Here is a 14,834-nt window from a genome sequence, read left to right as displayed (position 1 = left end):
TGAGGGGTTTATTTCCACCATCACGATCGATTGTACACGAAAAATAATGTAATTAACTGATTAATACACCTTATCGGTTTTGCTAAAATTCCGTTCTTCTGCACTCCATAGCCCTTCTGCTGGCCTGCTACTGTGTCTGCTACCCTGACCGTAATCAGTACCCATCCAACATCGTACTCACTATTCACGACATATCGCATCCAATGGACAGTTGGCCACTTCGTACCACTTGGGCATTCACTGATACCGCAATGGATTTCCAGAATAGCTCCAGTCTATTGTGAACAGACGGTCTGTCTGCAAAGCAGTCTGATCTCATGTCTCATGGATCACTCAGACAGGATACAGATCACTCGACACGCTTCTGGCTTCTTCTTACGAATCTCACCATCGTCAGCAAGCCCGTTCAAAACTTCATATGCCAACCGACGTAGCCACCCAGGTTCCACAAGTACATACGCTCGAAACCAGCCTCTTCGCAGAATGCCATTGCTCGATCCATCAACTCGTGGCCAGGCCTTGACCGTGGAGTTCGGGTGCGAGGATGACCCAGCGGAGGCGCGCCCTCCATGTCGTCGGAGTGTCCGCCGTCGGTCACGAGCGCTCCCATACTCTTCCGCTCGCCGGAGTCGTGGGGATCGCTCATCACCAACCAGAGCTGGTTATCTGCATTGTCGTATCGACCGAGAACCTCTGCGAGTTCGACAGCGACCTCACATGAGAATTCGTACCTACCGCCGAACACTTCTTCGTTCACCTGGTGATGATCCGTCGTACGCCGCCAGAGATTAGCGTAATCACGTGTACGAGCACAAGTGGAAACGTGAGACCGCCAGGACAGGCCAAGTACCTGGGCTCCCATTCTGGATCGAACTTCGCCTTATATGCGCGTAGCCCCTGATAGTTGTAGAAGTGTTCTCCATGTTGATACACTTGCGCACCGATCCGATCCCAAGCAGTTGTCGTCTGCCGGTTCGTGAACCCAGACAAGGGGGCCATTCCAAGGCTAAACCAGTCGTATCCGTTCTCAGATCCCCATAGCATGAGTTGCACGAAGAGATAATCCATAGTACGTCTAGGTGCATCAGAACTGTACCGCATGAGGTCAACCGACAATTCGTGTTTTCCGCCTCCTTCAAGGACGTTCGCAAACGCAACAATATCACCGTTGTATCGTATGACCGCAATTGGGAAATTCTTCAAGTATCTATCATCAAAGTAACCGAGCGAAAACCCAATCTCCCTACCCCCTTTTATTTCCAACCACTCATCAGAAACGGTTCGTAGTCGAGGAAGGATGTTAGGAACGCTCTCACGTGGGATAATTTCGAACGTACAATCTTCCCCTTCGACCTTTCTGATCGTGCGCCTGAATTCCTTTCGTCGTTTTCCCTCAAGCGAAAACGGCAGTGGCACGCGACCCTCTTCACCGAGTCTGAAAAACGACAATCCGAGATCTACCATGACTGGCAAATCATCATCACCGACCTGATAGAATACGGACCGTCCCCCATTACGCGAAGCAAGTTCATGGAAGCGCCAGGCCAACTCTAAACATTCCTCTTCTGGACCAACTGGTGGTCCCAGTGCAATCCAACTCCGCCCTTCTATGGCGTACATGATGAAAGCCGTCCCGTCGTCGTTGAACAATAGCGATTTATCACCAAGAAGTGCCAGATATGCACCGACTCGGTCAGACTTCTCGGCGATCGAACGTGCACGTTCCAATTCCGTTTCGGTTGGTGGCAATGGGTCGGGCATCGATGGACTCAGAAGCCGCACCAGGGCGACAGCGAGGAGAACTACAGCCGTCCCGACAGATGCTCGCAGGAACCGTGGAGCATTGCCACCGAGCGAGAACTGCCACCAGAGCTGTTCTGAATACTCGAGATGCTGAAAGGCGAACAGCCCCAGCCAAACAGAGGTTCCGAAAACAATGAGGATCGTCACGATCCAGCCGGTCGTAAACCACTCGCGCGTCAGTGATGCCCGGCGGTAAAAGAATCGGCGGGATGGGACGACGATCGCGAGCACCGTCGTGAGAATGAGCGCCTCTTCGACGTCGAACCCCTTTAATATTGACAAAACGATGCCGAGGAAGAGCATGGCGACAGTGAGGAGATACGCTGCGTCAAGCCGTAACTGGAGGCCGCGAGCGAGCACCAACAGTCCAACCCCGACGAGACTAGCGAGAAAGTGCGACAACTCAATGACCGAAAGCGGGAGGACACGACTGAGCCAAACGAGCCGTGAGGAGTCGGCGGGAATAGCCCCAGTAATTAGGAGAGTTGCCCCTGCCAGCAGCGTGAGTACGGCGAGGACGGTTGGAACGAGTGGTGCAGCCCAGCGGTGTATCGTTTGTGCGGCAGTTCCCTCTTCCTCACGGTGTACAAGCGTTGTGCGGACGACGAGGACGATCGCAGCCGCGAACAGAGGAAGCAGATAGTAGACGATACGGTAAACGATGAGTGCTGCTGCGATCCCAGTCGTCGGAAGCATTCCGGAGAGGAGTAACAGGAACACACCCTCGAAGACACCCAGCCCGCCAGGAACCTGGCTAGTAATCCCTGCCAACTGTGCGACGAAAAAGACGCCAAGGAATCCTAGATATCCTATATGGTTGCCTGTCGGCAAGAGGACATAGAGTACCATCCCAGCAACTGCCCAATCGAATATTCCCAAAGAGATCTGCGCAAATGAGAGTCGTAGCTTAGGTGTATCAATCGACCAGCCTCGAATCTCGATCGGATTCCGTCGTAGGACACCCCAGAGGACGTACGCGACGACACCGACAATAAGAATGACGCCGATGATCCTGACGGATACTATGGGGATTCCGAGTGCCAAACTGAGAAGTGCAGGTTCGGCCACAAAGGCGAGACCGGAATCAATGACGAGGCCGAGCCAAATCGATAATGTGCAGAAGCCAACGATTCGCGTCACGTCATCCGCTGTAACGCCCATACCTGAGTAAAATCGGTATCTGACGGACCAGCCGGTGAGCACCGAAACGCCGACGTTATTGCCGATTGCGTGTCCAACGAACGAGGGCAGGGCTGTACGTCGGTACGGATCCGATTGGTTGACGTATCGAAAGCCGAGCCAATCGTATCCTGTCATTAGTACGTACCCCAGTGCAGTCAACCCGACAGCGAGAGCGATAGCCCATAGGGAGTACGTATTGAGTTCTCCGATGATTTCATGAATATTGAATTCATGCAGTTCTCGGTGGATAGCAAAGAGCGCGAGCGCGAAAACGACGCTTCCGAAAAGCGGCGTCAACTGCTTCAAGGTTGGTCGCTTCATACGAATCACAGCGCAGAAATCCACGACTTTAGTCGGGGGAGGAAGCGCGTTCGATTGACTATACTACCGCCGTTGACAGCCGGGGCGACTCCCGACCATATATTAAGCTTTATAAGCATTAGTGCTATAGATGATTTATCGAAGTTCGTCGAACTGTTCAAGTCAAACTTGCTGTGACCGAAAGCAACGCTGACCTTCTTCACGAGTCGATTCGACAGTTCCACTGGGCCGCAAACTACGTTGTCCTGAACGCTCGAAACGACGACGGCTACGTTGAAACGAGCAAAGGCAAACTCAACGACCGCACTTACGACGACGTTCGCAACGAAACGAACCTTCACGCGAACCCCGTCCAAGCGGCGCAAAGTCGCGCGGCAGACGCGTTGCAGTCCGTCGTACCGAAGTGAAAACGCGGGAAGTACGCGCGTCTCCCGTATTTTTCGTCGCCGTTTCTCAAACACGACAAACGGAGTATAACGTTTCACGATGACTATGCTTCGCTTTCGACTGTTGATGGGCGTATCACCGCCGAGTACGTGTTGCCCGACGAAAGCCGTGAGACGCCCCACTCCGAATACCTCTTTTCCGACAAGTACGAGACGACCGGCGCGACGCTTCACTACCGCGAATCCACAGATGAGTTCTACCTTCACGTTAGAACAAAGGCTGACGTGGACGCTCCCGATCCACGCGAGAACGGAACGGTTCTTGGCGTAGATCTCGGAATTGAAAACATCGCCGTCACTTCGACGGGCGTGTTTTGGTCGGTGTCCGAACTTGACCACTGGAACCGTGAATGTGAGAAGCGCCGTGCGTCGCTCCAACAGTGTGGGTCGCGCTACGCTCACAAGAATGTTCAGGCGGTCGGTCAAAAAGAGACAGGCCGCTTTGAACAACTGTTGCACCGCGTGGCGAACGAATTGGTTGAAGAAGCGGACGAACGCGGTTGTTCGCGTATCGCCTTCGAGGACTTGATAGATATCCGTGACCGCATGCCGGGTGCAAAGCGCCTCCACGCATGGGCGTTCCGAAGACTCTACGAGTACGTCGAGTACAAGGCCGAAGAACGCGGTATCTCGGTTCAACAGGTCAACCCGGCGAATACCTCGCGTCGGTGTTCGTCGTGTTGGTTCACGCACGAGGCAAACCGCCGGTCGCAGGATACGTTTGAGTGTCTGAAATGCGGCTATGCGAACCACGCGGACTACAACGCGGCTAAGAACATCGGTTACAAACTCCTTAGCAAGCAAACTGCTGGCGAAGGAGGCGCATCCGTAGGCGTGTACTTGAACACCGGGATGGTGAACGCGAGCGGTGTCACAGCCGCACCAGATTTGGTTAGAGCGGGAGTCCATGGTGAAAGCCCACGACTTTAGTCGTAGGTTAACTTACTGACCACACATACTTTATTAATACCGGCACCGCTGAAAGACATTTGGTGACGAGTCTCTTGTCTGTCATCATAGTCGTCAGTTCACTATCCTCCTACCTCATTCGCCTTCCCGAAGGTCTCAAACCGCAGGGCTGAGCAAGTAGGTCATAGGTCATTTAGCGAGTCTTCGCGAACGTTGAAAACAAGAAGGTCTTGGATGTTTGAATAGGGGCCGTCAGCCGTGACGAGCAGTACTCCATTCCGTCGAGCGATTCCCGCGATAAGAATATCGACCGGGTTGATTAACTCTCCTTGCGACGTCAGCTCAGCTTCAATCATTCCGGCTTCGAGGGCGGCGTTCCGATCGAACCCGACACGGTCGGCCCATCGAAGCTCTTCGTCGAGCCTGAGAACATCGGGTATTCCGTCGCCTCGGAAGAGCCCTTTGTACAACTCATAGAGCACAAGCGTCGGGACGGCGACGTCTTCGCCACGTTCACCCTTGTACTCGGTAAGGAACTGTTTGGTTTCGGGCTCGCCGTCGCGATAGTCGATAAGAAAGCTGGTATCGAGCACCGCCCCGGTGGTCTGGCTACTCATCGCTCGTTCTCATCTCGTTGTTTGGCGTGCCGTTCGGCACGATCGCGGAAGCCAGCACCGAGTTCTTCGTGTGCCTCGCGGACCCGCTCGCCGAAGTCGGTCCCGGCGGCCGCGCCGAATCCCGCCAAGTAGTCTGGCTCGTCGCTCTCGTCTTCATCCTCGTCAGAGATCCACCACACTTGGGCGCGTGAGCCGACGTCCATTTTTTCAAGACGGCCGCGGGAGTGGAGCGACTTGAGACGGTCAAGCACCGCCCGTTTAGTGATCGGAAGCTCATCGGCGGCCATCTGTGTCGTCAGTACTGGCGTGTCGGCCTGTCGAAACACGCGAAGGAGTTCTTCATCGCTGACTTGGGGGGTGTCGCCCCGGGCCGTTGTCAGTACTTTCACCCATACTCTACATTACCAGCGCCGAAATCTTAAACGTTCCTTTCGTGGGAAGTAACATCACATACAGTGCTCTAGAACCCCAACAAATAGTATCAAATTAATTCCTATTGTAGGAAACAATGAGGAAGAACGATGCCCCTGAGGGCGTAACATTCGGAAAACGCGCCGGGTGTTGGCCCACCCGGCACCGGTCTTCCTTAATGAGATCCAGAAGACCATGCGTACGAAACCGAGCGCAGGACTTGAAGCTGACGAGACAGCACTGCAACGCGCACAGGCCGAACAGTTCGGCTTCCGTGTCGAAGCCCCCGGAATAGTCGAAGTCACCAATGAAAGCAACGAGAACCCCACTGAGTATCAACACATCGTCAATTTAGTTGATTCCAGTATTCCGCGTTAATACTATTGTAAAAACCTAGAGGATGAAATATACAACTCATGTGATGTGGATTCAGACAAGCGTTACGGAAACAGGTGGCTGTCTCGTCATCGACTTCGTAACGTAGTGCAAGAGCACCCGAGTAAGGGTTGTTTTCCCTGAATAACCCAAGACGATGTGATCCACGTCGAATTTGTCTCTTGCTTTCCCAATCGCTCGCGTTGGTGACCCGTGTGTGAACTCGGCTCGTACGTCGAGTCCGTATTCAATTGCTATCTGTTGATACCCCTCAAGAACTTGTTTTGCCTCTTGCTCTCGATTTTTCATGAGCTCATCATCCCAAACTGCAAGCTCGGTAACGGATTTTACGTTATACGGCTTGAGGACATAGAGAATGATGATTTCAGCGTCGTCAAAAGTAGTTGCAGCTACAGTGAGTGCCTGCCGAGATTGTTCCGAATCGTTTACAGGGATTAGAATGGTTCGTTGCATACTCCGCGCCCGGTTCACAACTGTCGGCATTTCTTTGCTCACAGAAAATTGTCCGAGCCACTCAATATTGGATGGTCGTTCGGTGACCACCGAACCAATTGGCTCGATAACGGTGCGCAGACATTTATTTATGCTCTAAACTCCGTGATCCATCGCTACACTGGAATTACGAACCTTCAACAGTGTTAAGTGGGATTTCGTTGAGATGGCGATTTCCAAGTTCGAACGCTATGCGGACTACCAAAGCTGGGAGTACGATTGGTTGCACACAATTGATTTATTCGGTGTGGGCCAACATCATCTCATGCGTGAATTCGTCTTTACGATCGAATACGAACAGGGAGCGGATCCCGTCATGGATGTCTTTATCGAACATCCGAACACGAGAGCCCAGACGATCGCATGTCATGTGTCTAAAAATGGATTATGGCGACTCGATCAAATCACTGGCTCTGAGACAGCACTCACACAATTGGACGACATTTTTACCGATCCAGTTCATTGCAACGAATGCATTTGCGAACGCCACTGCCATACAAACTGGGACTACGAAATTCTCATGAAAAGCCCTTCATGCCGACTGGTGTATACCTATCGTCCAACTGCGAGTGATTGCTGGTCAATTCCACACCTCGCAAGTTGCTATCTCGGTGATGGTCTCATCTGTGATGCGGAACGGCGAAAGGATCGCTATGAATGGCGATTACTCTTGTGTGGTGACGCTTCCGTGAGTGAACTCTATGAGGTGCTCCAAGCAGAATTACGCGAGGGACTGCGGCTTGGATTCCAGCAAGTTGGTGAGCCATCCTATTGGATTGACGAAGCAATTACCCTTACTGATCTACCGCATGAACAGTGGGCTGCCATCGAAGCAGCTGTCGAACACGGATATTATCAGACACCACGTGACATATCACTCACTGATCTTGCCAAAACAATGGATCTCCCATTATCGACACTTCAATATCGCCTTCAACAGGCCGAAGCATGGGTTATTCAGTGTTTCGTGACCCAATCACCAACGAGTGGCGGGTAGAACTGTGATGACGCAACTGATTTCGATAGGACGCTGTAGTGTCTTCATTGGCTCTCATTCATTTGTCAAGCGGAAGTGGTATATCCCCGGTACCCCATCGCGATCTATACGCAGTTCGTAGCGCGAGTTAAACACCATCAATATGCGAGTGAACAAGGGACTTCTTCAATATCTGCCCAATAAGCTGATGAGATCTTGTGTGGTACGTTTTGCGATGACGAAGGATCTCGAAATTAGTGGTGTCGAAGTCTCTGGGAACAAACGAGAAGAAGAGGTACAGTCAATAAACCAATTAATCGCTGATGCAGAGCGGTTTCAGAATGATCCTGACAAGTATAGCCAGCTCCACACGGAAGATGCGATCATTGTTAATGTCGCTGGGCGACGAATCATCGGACGAGATGCATTCTACCAGGTCATGAAAGAGGCAGTGAAGACAACCTTGGTTGACGTTCCAACGAAAACAGACATCAAGAATATCACGTTCATCCGCTCGGATGTAGCAATAGTGAGCTGCCTCAAGCTCATCGCAGATAATCGGGATATAAGAGAGAAGGATAAATTCGAAGAAGGGTCTAAAGCCAATCAGACATTTGTAGCAACAAAAGAGCATGGGAATTGGTCAATAGCTATGGCTCAAAGTACACTCATTCAGAATTAAGTGAAGGGTGATAAGAAAATCTAGATTAACGGTTACCGTAGCCCTCGGAAGAACTCTCGCAGATCATCAACAAGCAACTCGGGAACTTCCATGGCGGCAAAGTGGCCGCCACGATCGAACTCCGACCAGTGGATGATATTGGTGTTCGCGCGTTCCGCAAACGATCGAATGGTCTGGAAGTCGTTGGGGAAGACTGCTACGCCTGTCGGCACGGCATTCTCCTCTTCTGCTTCGTAGTCAGCGTGAGCATCCTCGTAGTACATTCGTGCCGATGAACCGGCTGTATTTGTCAACCAGTACAGTGTAACGTTCGTAAGGAGGAGATCACGATCGAGGAGATCTATCGTATCTCCAAATCCACTGGGGAGTTCGAGGTTCCATGCAAGTTGCCCGACCGGAGAGTCAGCAAGGGCATAGGCGAGCGTCTGTGGCCGAGTGGCTTGAATACTACTGAAACCCGCCAGTTCCTCGAAATCACTGAGAATCTCTAGACTCTTCTGGTCGTCTTCGGTCAACTCGGCCATCTCGTCAGGATCCTCTGACGGGAATGCGAAGATCTGCATGACATGCACACCAACCAACCCTTCTGGCTCGAGCACGCCGAGTTCGCGACAAACGAGTGATCCTCCATCACCACCCTGTGCGCCGTATTGGTCATAACCCAAGCGTTTCATGAGCGTGTCCCAGGTTTCGGCGATGCGCCGGGAGTTCCAGCCAATATCATGGGTCGACCCAGAGAATCCGTAACCGGGGAGCGACGGAATTACAACGTGGAACGCATCGGCTGGGTCGCCGCCATGGGCAGCGGGGTCGGTGAGCGAGGCGACCATGTCCAGGAATTCTGTGAAGGTGTTTGGCCAGCCATGGGAGAGAATCAATGGCAGGGCATCAGGCTCGTCGGAATGGACGTGTAGGAAGTGGATGGTCTGTCCGTCGATGGTGGTAGTGAACTGCGGGAACTCGTTGAGTGCAGCTTCATGTTCGCGCCACTCGTATTCCGTTCGCCAGTACTCGGCCAACTCTTTGAGATAGTCAAGCGGAACACCATAATCCCAGTCAACATTTGGTAGTTCGTCGGGCCAGCGGGTTCGAGTGAGTCGTTCGGATAGGTCGTCAAGTTTGTTCTGTCCGATGTCGATACTGAATGGCTTGATCTCGGTATCACTCATTAGTGAGACTCCATTTTCCGCAGATCTGAGATGCTGCCCACTGGCTTAACCATAACGCCCTCAACCAGCCCAAGCAGTAGCCGAACCACGTGCTACAATGGACGTTTCTCATTACCCTACAAGCGAACCCCTTTTCCTCAGCGATACGGTTATACGCCATTCTAGCTTGAGATGTTTATGATTGCTCGAATCTGGCATGGAAGAACATCAAGGGAGAAGGCAGACGACTATCTGGAATTTTTGAACCAGCGGGCAATTCCGGACTACGAGTCTAGTAGTGGCAATCGAGGGTCGTACGTTCTTCACCGTCTCGAAGAGGGCGAAGCACACTTTCTCACGCTCACTTTCTGGGATTCGAAGGATGCCATCGAACGATTTGCTGGCCCCGATATTGAAACAGCAAAATACTATCCTGAAGATGAGGACTTTCTCTTAGAATTCGAACCAACAGTGAAACACTATGAAACCTACTCGACAGAGGGATAGGATGAACACATTCGACGATACTGTAGATGTGGAACCATCAGACCCGATGAAAGGCGCTTCTGTCGCTTCCTACGGAGTGATCGCAATAGACCAACACGACGGAGAGACCCCTGCAGGATGAGTTCAAAATATTGGGTTGTGAAGACGCATAATACCCTTACAATGGATTAAATCCTCGTACATTTTTTAGTTGCTGTATGAGTGAAAAACTCGGTCAATAAACTTGCGAACACAGCCTTTTCGAGATCCTCACAGGACTTTCGTTAATCATGATGACTAACCGAATATTCTTTGAAAACTGCTCTAATTGCCATTTACATTCAGGATCAGCAGCGGTGTCATTTGAGGCAACGGCGATGACAACGTTGGTCACATAGTTGACAGCCTGTTTAGTGCGCCCATCCGTGCGGATGATCTCTGCGGTATGTCCCCGTGCGCAGATCCCCGAAATATAGAATTATAGATGTTAACGTCGAAAATGGTCGATAGCTACCGTTATATTCTGGACATTCGTTTATACGTCTCTTCAGATTATTAATCACTTTAGAAATATATCATAAAATATCAGGATCAGTTTCAGTCCATGGTGGGTCGTTATATATTCTCGTAACGTACCCTAACTGCTAATCTGGTATAGGAGATTCCCATTCATGGACGTAAACATTTTCGAAACCACCGTTGAAATTGACGAGACTCTTATCGCTGACTCACCTACTGTAGTCCGCGAACAAATACGCGAGTACGAGCAAGGTGACCGCCAAACGTTTGACCTGACAGTTGCTCTCCCAGATGGAGTAACTGGCGAAGTAATGATTGCAATGACCGACATCCCTTTTGGGGAGACTCAAACCTACGGTGAGATAGCTGCTCAACTTGATACCTCTCCTATTGCGATAGGACAGGCATGCGCACGCAACCCTCTACCGTTGATTGTTCCTTGCCATCGCGTTGTAGGGAGCAATGGCGGCCTCAAGGGCTACTCAGCTGCGGATGGCGTCGCCACAAAGCGCCAATTGCTTGATTTCGAAGCACAATTTCGTCGGTGTCTGAAAAAGACCGATTAGTCATCACTAGACCATTCCTGTATGGATCTACTAGATAGCAAGGTGACAGAGAAGACAGAACGCATCGATGATAAAGGAAAGGGCACATCCGAACGAGTACTGGAGTTTCAACAACTACTGGACGAGAACTCCACTTTGAGCTGACGGATGCAATGACCACTATTTGTGGGATTAACGAAGCCAAGTTTCGCGTATTTTTGGTCGTACTCGACCATCCACACTGCTCAATAGCTGAAATTGATGATGTTCTCGACCGCGATCACAGTACGATTGGCAAGCAATTGAAACCGCTGCACGAACAGAAGTTAGTAACTCGATATCCACGCAATATCTCTGACGGAGGCGTCAGGTATCGCTATGTGGCCCAACCATTGGCAGAAGCCATGGAGTGGGTACAGCAAGAGCTGTCCGCTTGGACGGATAAGGTTTTAAACCAGTTCACGTAGCTTCAAACGAATTGATCAGAAGATACTGTATGCATATATTGTATACATATTAAAGGTACAGAGTCAGATATAGGGCTAGTCTTCTTCGATAGAAAGAATTCAGCCCCTAAGAGAGATTGTATACATATACAGCATACATATTCAGAATACAATATCCAGATTTGGCTACGCGGTGGAAAGAAGCCCTATTTCATTAAAATCGGATACTAGCAGAAACGGAGATTTTCATCAAAAGGTTCCAAAACCCCAGATACGATATACGAATTCAGCATACAAATACAGTATACAGATATTGAAGGCAGAATCAGAATTCGTCTTCTTGAGCCAACAAATACTCTTTCTTTGCCTCTAGCGCCGTATCAACAGCATCAGGGTCAACCTCATGTAGCCCAATTCGAACGAGATTGCCAATGGTTTGGCTTCGGCTGACAGTAACTTCGTCATCACGGTTTAACTCTGAGCGTGCGTCAGTCGCCATATCGGGAAGTTTGCCTGATTTTTCGAGTCCGTGGAACAGCGCTGCAAGGTTTGCATCGCGAACTGTAATGTTCGAACTGGCTTCCCCGGCGTCAATTGCCGCATATGCTTCTTGGATGGCTTGGGTTAGGTCGATCGTCTCTTCACCCTCTGAGGGCTCGGACGTCGAACGTTTCTGATTCTTACTGCTCTGGAGAAGTTTTTCTGCTTCGTCTTGACTCATGGTTTTTCGTGAGTTGATTAAGGAGTTCAGTGGTGTTCTCTCGGTACGCCTCAAGCACACGCTGACCTGTATTGTAGAGTTCGTCTTCAGGGACAGCGAACAATGTGCATCCCTCGTTCTGCTTTTTCGAAATATCCTGAGAGTTCGAGACGGGAACGGGAGCTGCCTGTTCTGGGTATGCCTTCTGAATTTCAGCGACAAATTCCTGCGACAAATTCGTCGAACTCTTAACCATCGTCGGGATTACCATTGTGAGTTCCGGGTCAATAGGATGCTCTTCACGGAGGTCGTCAAGATCCGCGCGAAGATTCTCCAATTGATTACGCTCGAACGCCCCTGGTTTGAGTGGAGCGATCACGTTCCCTGCGGCAAACAGACCGTTTAGTGCGATGTTGTCCTCCTTGCCTGGTAGATCGAGTAGGACGAAGTCGTAACGCTTGTTCAAATCTTGGGTGATGAACTCGTCCAACTTGGAAAATCGTTCCTCAATTGGGATGTTCGCGAGATTATTGTCTGCACCCCCAAGTCCGGGATCTGCAGGGATAAGATCGATCTCCTCACCTGTGTTGTAGACCATGCGATCAACGACGTCCGGAATGTTATCTCGGATGAAGTCCCAATCATCACCGAAAATAGCCGAAATGGGGGCATCGACGTCTTCAACCTCACCGCCCATTCCAAAGTGGGTAGAAAGGTCGTTTTGTTTCCCGGCTAAATCGATGAGGAGCACATCAAAATCATGCTCGCGCGCGGCTGCTACAGCGACATGGGCGGATGTAGTCGTTTTTCCGACCCCGCCCTTTTCGACATAGGTTGCCGTTCTTAGTATCTTATTCTCCGGTACAGGCATCATATGCGCTTACTGTATACATATACATAATACAAAAAGGTGCGTCAGACAATGACGCAAAGAGCAAATGTCGGTGATCAAATTACTCAAAGAGCAATTCGTTAACGATAAACATATAAACCACATATCAATATAGGATAGGGCTGCCGTGGAGTTGCGAATAGCCGTGATTTGCTGAATGTGATTTCCAGTTTTCTACCACTCCAGCTCCCAGCCAACCCCCGATTACCCGTAGAAAACCATCATTCAGCACACAGTACTACCGCAGACACCGATTCACCGCGAAAAATGAACGCCTCTCCGTGGGAGAGGTCGTCTATTTCGAACCTAAATGCATCAGCAATTTCTGGATTGTCAGCAAGCCGATCAGATAGCCCGATAATGAATTCATCTTCGGTTTTCGCCCGTAGAGCAGCAAGAAACACCGCATCGAAGTCGGTTACCGCCGCATGCCACGCAGAGTATGGATCCTGCGTCCGATACGACGTCGGAATGTTGAGTTGTTCCACGAGTTCAACCCATTCAGTCCCCTCATCAAGAACTTCGTCAGCCTGTTTCGACACCGAGTTGAGCGCTCGGTCGAGCTCCAAGTCATCCAGGTTAGGCGTCTCACTCATCTAACCCACCATCCTGAATCCTAACTTTGTGGGGAAGAGGACCTCTTCACAAGTCGTCTTATGATCGCTTGCTGATTCGATATCCAGTCATTTTTCAATCCAGTGAGGAGTATCACATGGCGTTTGTCCTCGGTGAGAGCTATTCCTTTTCGTGGCCAGATTGTAAATCAGGAAGCGCTGGTGCACCGCGTGTGTATGTGACCGAACGCAGGAAGGCCAAACAGTCGAAGTCAGTAATACTCTCCCAGGTTAACGGATCGTATCCCGGATTTGCCGACTCTCCTGACCGGACTGGTAATTGTGCCATTTCCTCTTCTGAAAGATGACTACCTTTGTGAGTAGGGAGGAAACACCCTGATTCGGGGAATGATGCAAGTCAAGCTTCAAGGGTTTGATCTTCGGGTTCCGCGATCCCATTCTCGTCAGAGACACCAAGGGCGGAGCCAATTACAGCATAGTGGGACCCAAATATCACATCAAGATGCGATCCGACTGGCCAAAACTCGAACCATGGCCAGACAGCCTTACTGCGCTGGAGATGTGAGTTGTGTGCGAAAATTAGGATTTTCCCTTTGTGTCGCTCGCACTCTACAATATGCCCAATATTCTTGGTCATCAATGAATCCCGAATCTCCATCATTGTTCCAAGTGGTTCATCCGCTGCCATAGCTGCATGATAATTCAGAAGGTACTGCGCAATCGAAACGTGGTGGAACGCTTCATGGTAGCGATCCTGACTGCTCTTCTTCACTAGCTCCGGTCGCTTGATGCGGAGTTCCATTGCGAGATCCTCAGTGGCGATTTGCAGATCAGTGGCATCCGACGAGAGACCGATTGCCTTGCTGGGGTCACGCATTGCTTCCGGATTTTCCCAATCGGCGTCATTACCGAGGAACGATTCGATTTTTTCGCGGTGTTGCTCTGCCGCTGCTTCGTCGAGTGAAGAGAGGTACTCAAGGGCAACGATAAGGGCGTGTCGTGGGCTGTCGGCTGAATCGTTCTCGGTCGGAGCATCAATGCCATAAAACCGTATCTGCTCCGAGTTCGTGGCATCAGCGTTATACTGGCGCATCCACTCCATCAGTTCACGATTAGCGTCAGTGACTCCCAACTGCCTGGCCTGGACATTACCAGAGAGCAGAGGTAGCGGAGGCACACTTAGACGGATACTGTAATACTAACAAATTCTGGTATATGCCTCCTTTACAGGAAGTTTCCCAAATGATCAATTTAATTACCCAACGAGGGTAGACCAAGAGTTCCCGGT

16 protein-coding genes and 1 pseudogene are annotated in these 14,834 nt (G+C 50.7%); 7 read left to right on the top strand and 10 right to left on the bottom strand.

Going from position 1 to position 14,834, the window contains the following annotated elements; genetic code table 11:
* Positions 1 to 406 precede the first annotated feature (406 nt).
* Positions 407 to 757 carry a hypothetical protein gene (locus tag LIW51_RS32555; protein ID WP_227379635.1) on the bottom strand — a complete coding sequence of 117 codons (351 nt, stop codon included), beginning with the start codon at positions 755 to 757 and terminating at the stop codon, positions 407 to 409.
* On the bottom strand, positions 754 to 3,306 hold the full coding sequence (gene mprF / locus LIW51_RS32550) for a bifunctional lysylphosphatidylglycerol flippase/synthetase MprF (protein ID WP_227379634.1): 2,553 nt from the start codon (positions 3,304 to 3,306) through the stop codon (positions 754 to 756). The genes LIW51_RS32555 and mprF overlap by 4 nt, the downstream gene beginning before the upstream one ends.
* 137 nt (positions 3,307 to 3,443) lie before the next feature.
* Between mprF and LIW51_RS32545 the strand changes: the two are divergent.
* Positions 3,444 to 4,682, top strand: a pseudogene (locus LIW51_RS32545) (RNA-guided endonuclease InsQ/TnpB family protein).
* A 161-nt stretch (positions 4,683 to 4,843) separates the two neighbouring features.
* Here LIW51_RS32545 and LIW51_RS32540 read toward each other — a convergent pair.
* On the bottom strand, positions 4,844 to 5,278 hold the full coding sequence (locus LIW51_RS32540; protein WP_227379633.1) for a PIN domain-containing protein: 435 nt from the start codon (positions 5,276 to 5,278) through the stop codon (positions 4,844 to 4,846).
* Positions 5,275 to 5,667, bottom strand: a complete 393-nt coding sequence (locus LIW51_RS32535) for a hypothetical protein (protein WP_227379632.1) — start codon at positions 5,665 to 5,667, stop codon at positions 5,275 to 5,277. Before LIW51_RS32535 ends, LIW51_RS32540 begins: the two co-directional genes overlap by 4 nt.
* 217 nt (positions 5,668 to 5,884) lie before the next feature.
* Between LIW51_RS32535 and LIW51_RS32530 the strand changes: the two genes are divergently transcribed.
* Positions 5,885 to 6,067 carry a hypothetical protein gene (locus tag LIW51_RS32530; RefSeq protein ID WP_227379631.1) on the top strand — a complete coding sequence of 61 codons (183 nt, stop codon included), beginning with the start codon at positions 5,885 to 5,887 and terminating at the stop codon, positions 6,065 to 6,067.
* A gap of 51 nt (positions 6,068 to 6,118) precedes the next feature.
* On the opposite strand, the gene LIW51_RS32525 is transcribed toward LIW51_RS32530, so the two are convergent.
* Complete coding sequence (locus LIW51_RS32525; RefSeq protein ID WP_227379630.1) at positions 6,119 to 6,538, bottom strand: universal stress protein; 420 nt, start codon at positions 6,536 to 6,538, stop codon at positions 6,119 to 6,121.
* A gap of 205 nt (positions 6,539 to 6,743) precedes the next feature.
* Here LIW51_RS32525 and LIW51_RS32520 point away from each other — a divergent pair, with 205 nt between their 5' ends.
* Together LIW51_RS32520 and LIW51_RS32515 are read left to right on the top strand one after the other, a co-directional pair.
* Entirely contained in the window at positions 6,744 to 7,574 is an 831-nt protein-coding gene (locus tag LIW51_RS32520) for a helix-turn-helix domain-containing protein (protein WP_227379629.1), read from the top strand.
* Between the two features lie 214 nt (positions 7,575 to 7,788).
* On the top strand, positions 7,789 to 8,235 hold the full coding sequence (locus tag LIW51_RS32515; protein ID WP_227379628.1) for an SgcJ/EcaC family oxidoreductase: 447 nt from the start codon (positions 7,789 to 7,791) through the stop codon (positions 8,233 to 8,235).
* A gap of 32 nt (positions 8,236 to 8,267) precedes the next feature.
* Here the strand turns inward: LIW51_RS32515 and LIW51_RS32510 are convergent, their stop codons facing one another.
* Complete coding sequence (locus tag LIW51_RS32510; RefSeq protein ID WP_227379627.1) at positions 8,268 to 9,404, bottom strand: epoxide hydrolase family protein; 1,137 nt, start codon at positions 9,402 to 9,404, stop codon at positions 8,268 to 8,270.
* Between the two features lie 177 nt (positions 9,405 to 9,581).
* On the opposite strand from LIW51_RS32510, the gene LIW51_RS32505 reads away from it, so the two are divergent.
* From LIW51_RS32505 to LIW51_RS32495, 3 genes are all read left to right on the top strand, one after another.
* A complete protein-coding gene (locus LIW51_RS32505; protein WP_227379626.1) occupies positions 9,582 to 9,890 on the top strand; it encodes an antibiotic biosynthesis monooxygenase family protein in 309 nt (102 codons plus the stop codon).
* Positions 9,891 to 10,540: 650 nt separating this feature from the next.
* Complete coding sequence (locus LIW51_RS32500; protein WP_227379625.1) at positions 10,541 to 10,954, top strand: methylated-DNA--[protein]-cysteine S-methyltransferase; 414 nt, start codon at positions 10,541 to 10,543, stop codon at positions 10,952 to 10,954.
* A 152-nt stretch (positions 10,955 to 11,106) separates the two neighbouring features.
* On the top strand, positions 11,107 to 11,400 hold the full coding sequence (locus LIW51_RS32495) for a hypothetical protein (protein WP_227379624.1): 294 nt from the start codon (positions 11,107 to 11,109) through the stop codon (positions 11,398 to 11,400).
* A 304-nt stretch (positions 11,401 to 11,704) separates the two neighbouring features.
* On the opposite strand, the gene LIW51_RS32490 is transcribed toward LIW51_RS32495, so the two are convergent.
* From LIW51_RS32490 to LIW51_RS32475, 4 genes are all read right to left on the bottom strand, one after another.
* Positions 11,705 to 12,100, bottom strand: coding sequence for a DUF8115 family protein (locus tag LIW51_RS32490; protein ID WP_227379623.1), 396 nt, complete (start codon positions 12,098 to 12,100; stop codon positions 11,705 to 11,707).
* Positions 12,060 to 12,953 (bottom strand): ParA family protein, encoded by an 894-nt coding sequence (locus LIW51_RS32485; protein WP_438267468.1) that lies wholly within the window; start codon positions 12,951 to 12,953, stop codon positions 12,060 to 12,062. Before LIW51_RS32485 ends, LIW51_RS32490 begins: the two co-directional genes overlap by 41 nt.
* A 239-nt stretch (positions 12,954 to 13,192) precedes the next feature.
* On the bottom strand, positions 13,193 to 13,567 hold the full coding sequence (locus tag LIW51_RS32480) for a hypothetical protein (protein WP_227379622.1): 375 nt from the start codon (positions 13,565 to 13,567) through the stop codon (positions 13,193 to 13,195).
* 376 nt (positions 13,568 to 13,943) lie between these two features.
* Positions 13,944 to 14,723 carry an erythromycin esterase family protein gene (locus LIW51_RS32475; RefSeq protein ID WP_227379621.1) on the bottom strand — a complete coding sequence of 260 codons (780 nt, stop codon included), beginning with the start codon at positions 14,721 to 14,723 and terminating at the stop codon, positions 13,944 to 13,946.
* Positions 14,724 to 14,834: the final 111 nt, after the last annotated feature.

Source organism: Haladaptatus halobius (assembly GCF_020618475.1).
Taxonomy (GTDB): Archaea; Halobacteriota; Halobacteria; order Halobacteriales; family Haladaptataceae; genus Haladaptatus; species Haladaptatus halobius.
The sequence above is the reverse complement of the archived record's forward strand: the minus strand, read 5'-3'. Positions and strand labels throughout refer to the sequence as shown.

Bases quoted from the DNA above. Each gene is read 5' to 3' on its own strand.
- mprF (WP_227379634.1), bottom strand. From the start codon at position 3,306: ATGAAGCGACCAACCTTGAAGCAGTTGACGCCGCTTTTCGGAAGCGTC.
- LIW51_RS32540 (WP_227379633.1), bottom strand. From the start codon at position 5,278: ATGAGTAGCCAGACCACCGGGGCGGTGCTCGATACCAGCTTTCTTATC.
- LIW51_RS32530 (WP_227379631.1), top strand. From the start codon at position 5,885: ATGCGTACGAAACCGAGCGCAGGACTTGAAGCTGACGAGACAGCACTG.
- LIW51_RS32525 (WP_227379630.1), bottom strand. From the start codon at position 6,538: ATGCAACGAACCATTCTAATCCCTGTAAACGATTCGGAACAATCTCGG.
- LIW51_RS32520 (WP_227379629.1), top strand. From the start codon at position 6,744: ATGGCGATTTCCAAGTTCGAACGCTATGCGGACTACCAAAGCTGGGAG.
- LIW51_RS32515 (WP_227379628.1), top strand. From the start codon at position 7,789: ATGACGAAGGATCTCGAAATTAGTGGTGTCGAAGTCTCTGGGAACAAA.
- LIW51_RS32510 (WP_227379627.1), bottom strand. From the start codon at position 9,404: ATGAGTGATACCGAGATCAAGCCATTCAGTATCGACATCGGACAGAAC.
- LIW51_RS32505 (WP_227379626.1), top strand. From the start codon at position 9,582: ATGATTGCTCGAATCTGGCATGGAAGAACATCAAGGGAGAAGGCAGAC.
- LIW51_RS32500 (WP_227379625.1), top strand. From the start codon at position 10,541: ATGGACGTAAACATTTTCGAAACCACCGTTGAAATTGACGAGACTCTT.
- LIW51_RS32495 (WP_227379624.1), top strand. From the start codon at position 11,107: ATGACCACTATTTGTGGGATTAACGAAGCCAAGTTTCGCGTATTTTTG.
- LIW51_RS32490 (WP_227379623.1), bottom strand. From the start codon at position 12,100: ATGAGTCAAGACGAAGCAGAAAAACTTCTCCAGAGCAGTAAGAATCAG.
- LIW51_RS32485 (WP_438267468.1), bottom strand. From the start codon at position 12,953: ATGATGCCTGTACCGGAGAATAAGATACTAAGAACGGCAACCTATGTC.
- LIW51_RS32480 (WP_227379622.1), bottom strand. From the start codon at position 13,567: ATGAGTGAGACGCCTAACCTGGATGACTTGGAGCTCGACCGAGCGCTC.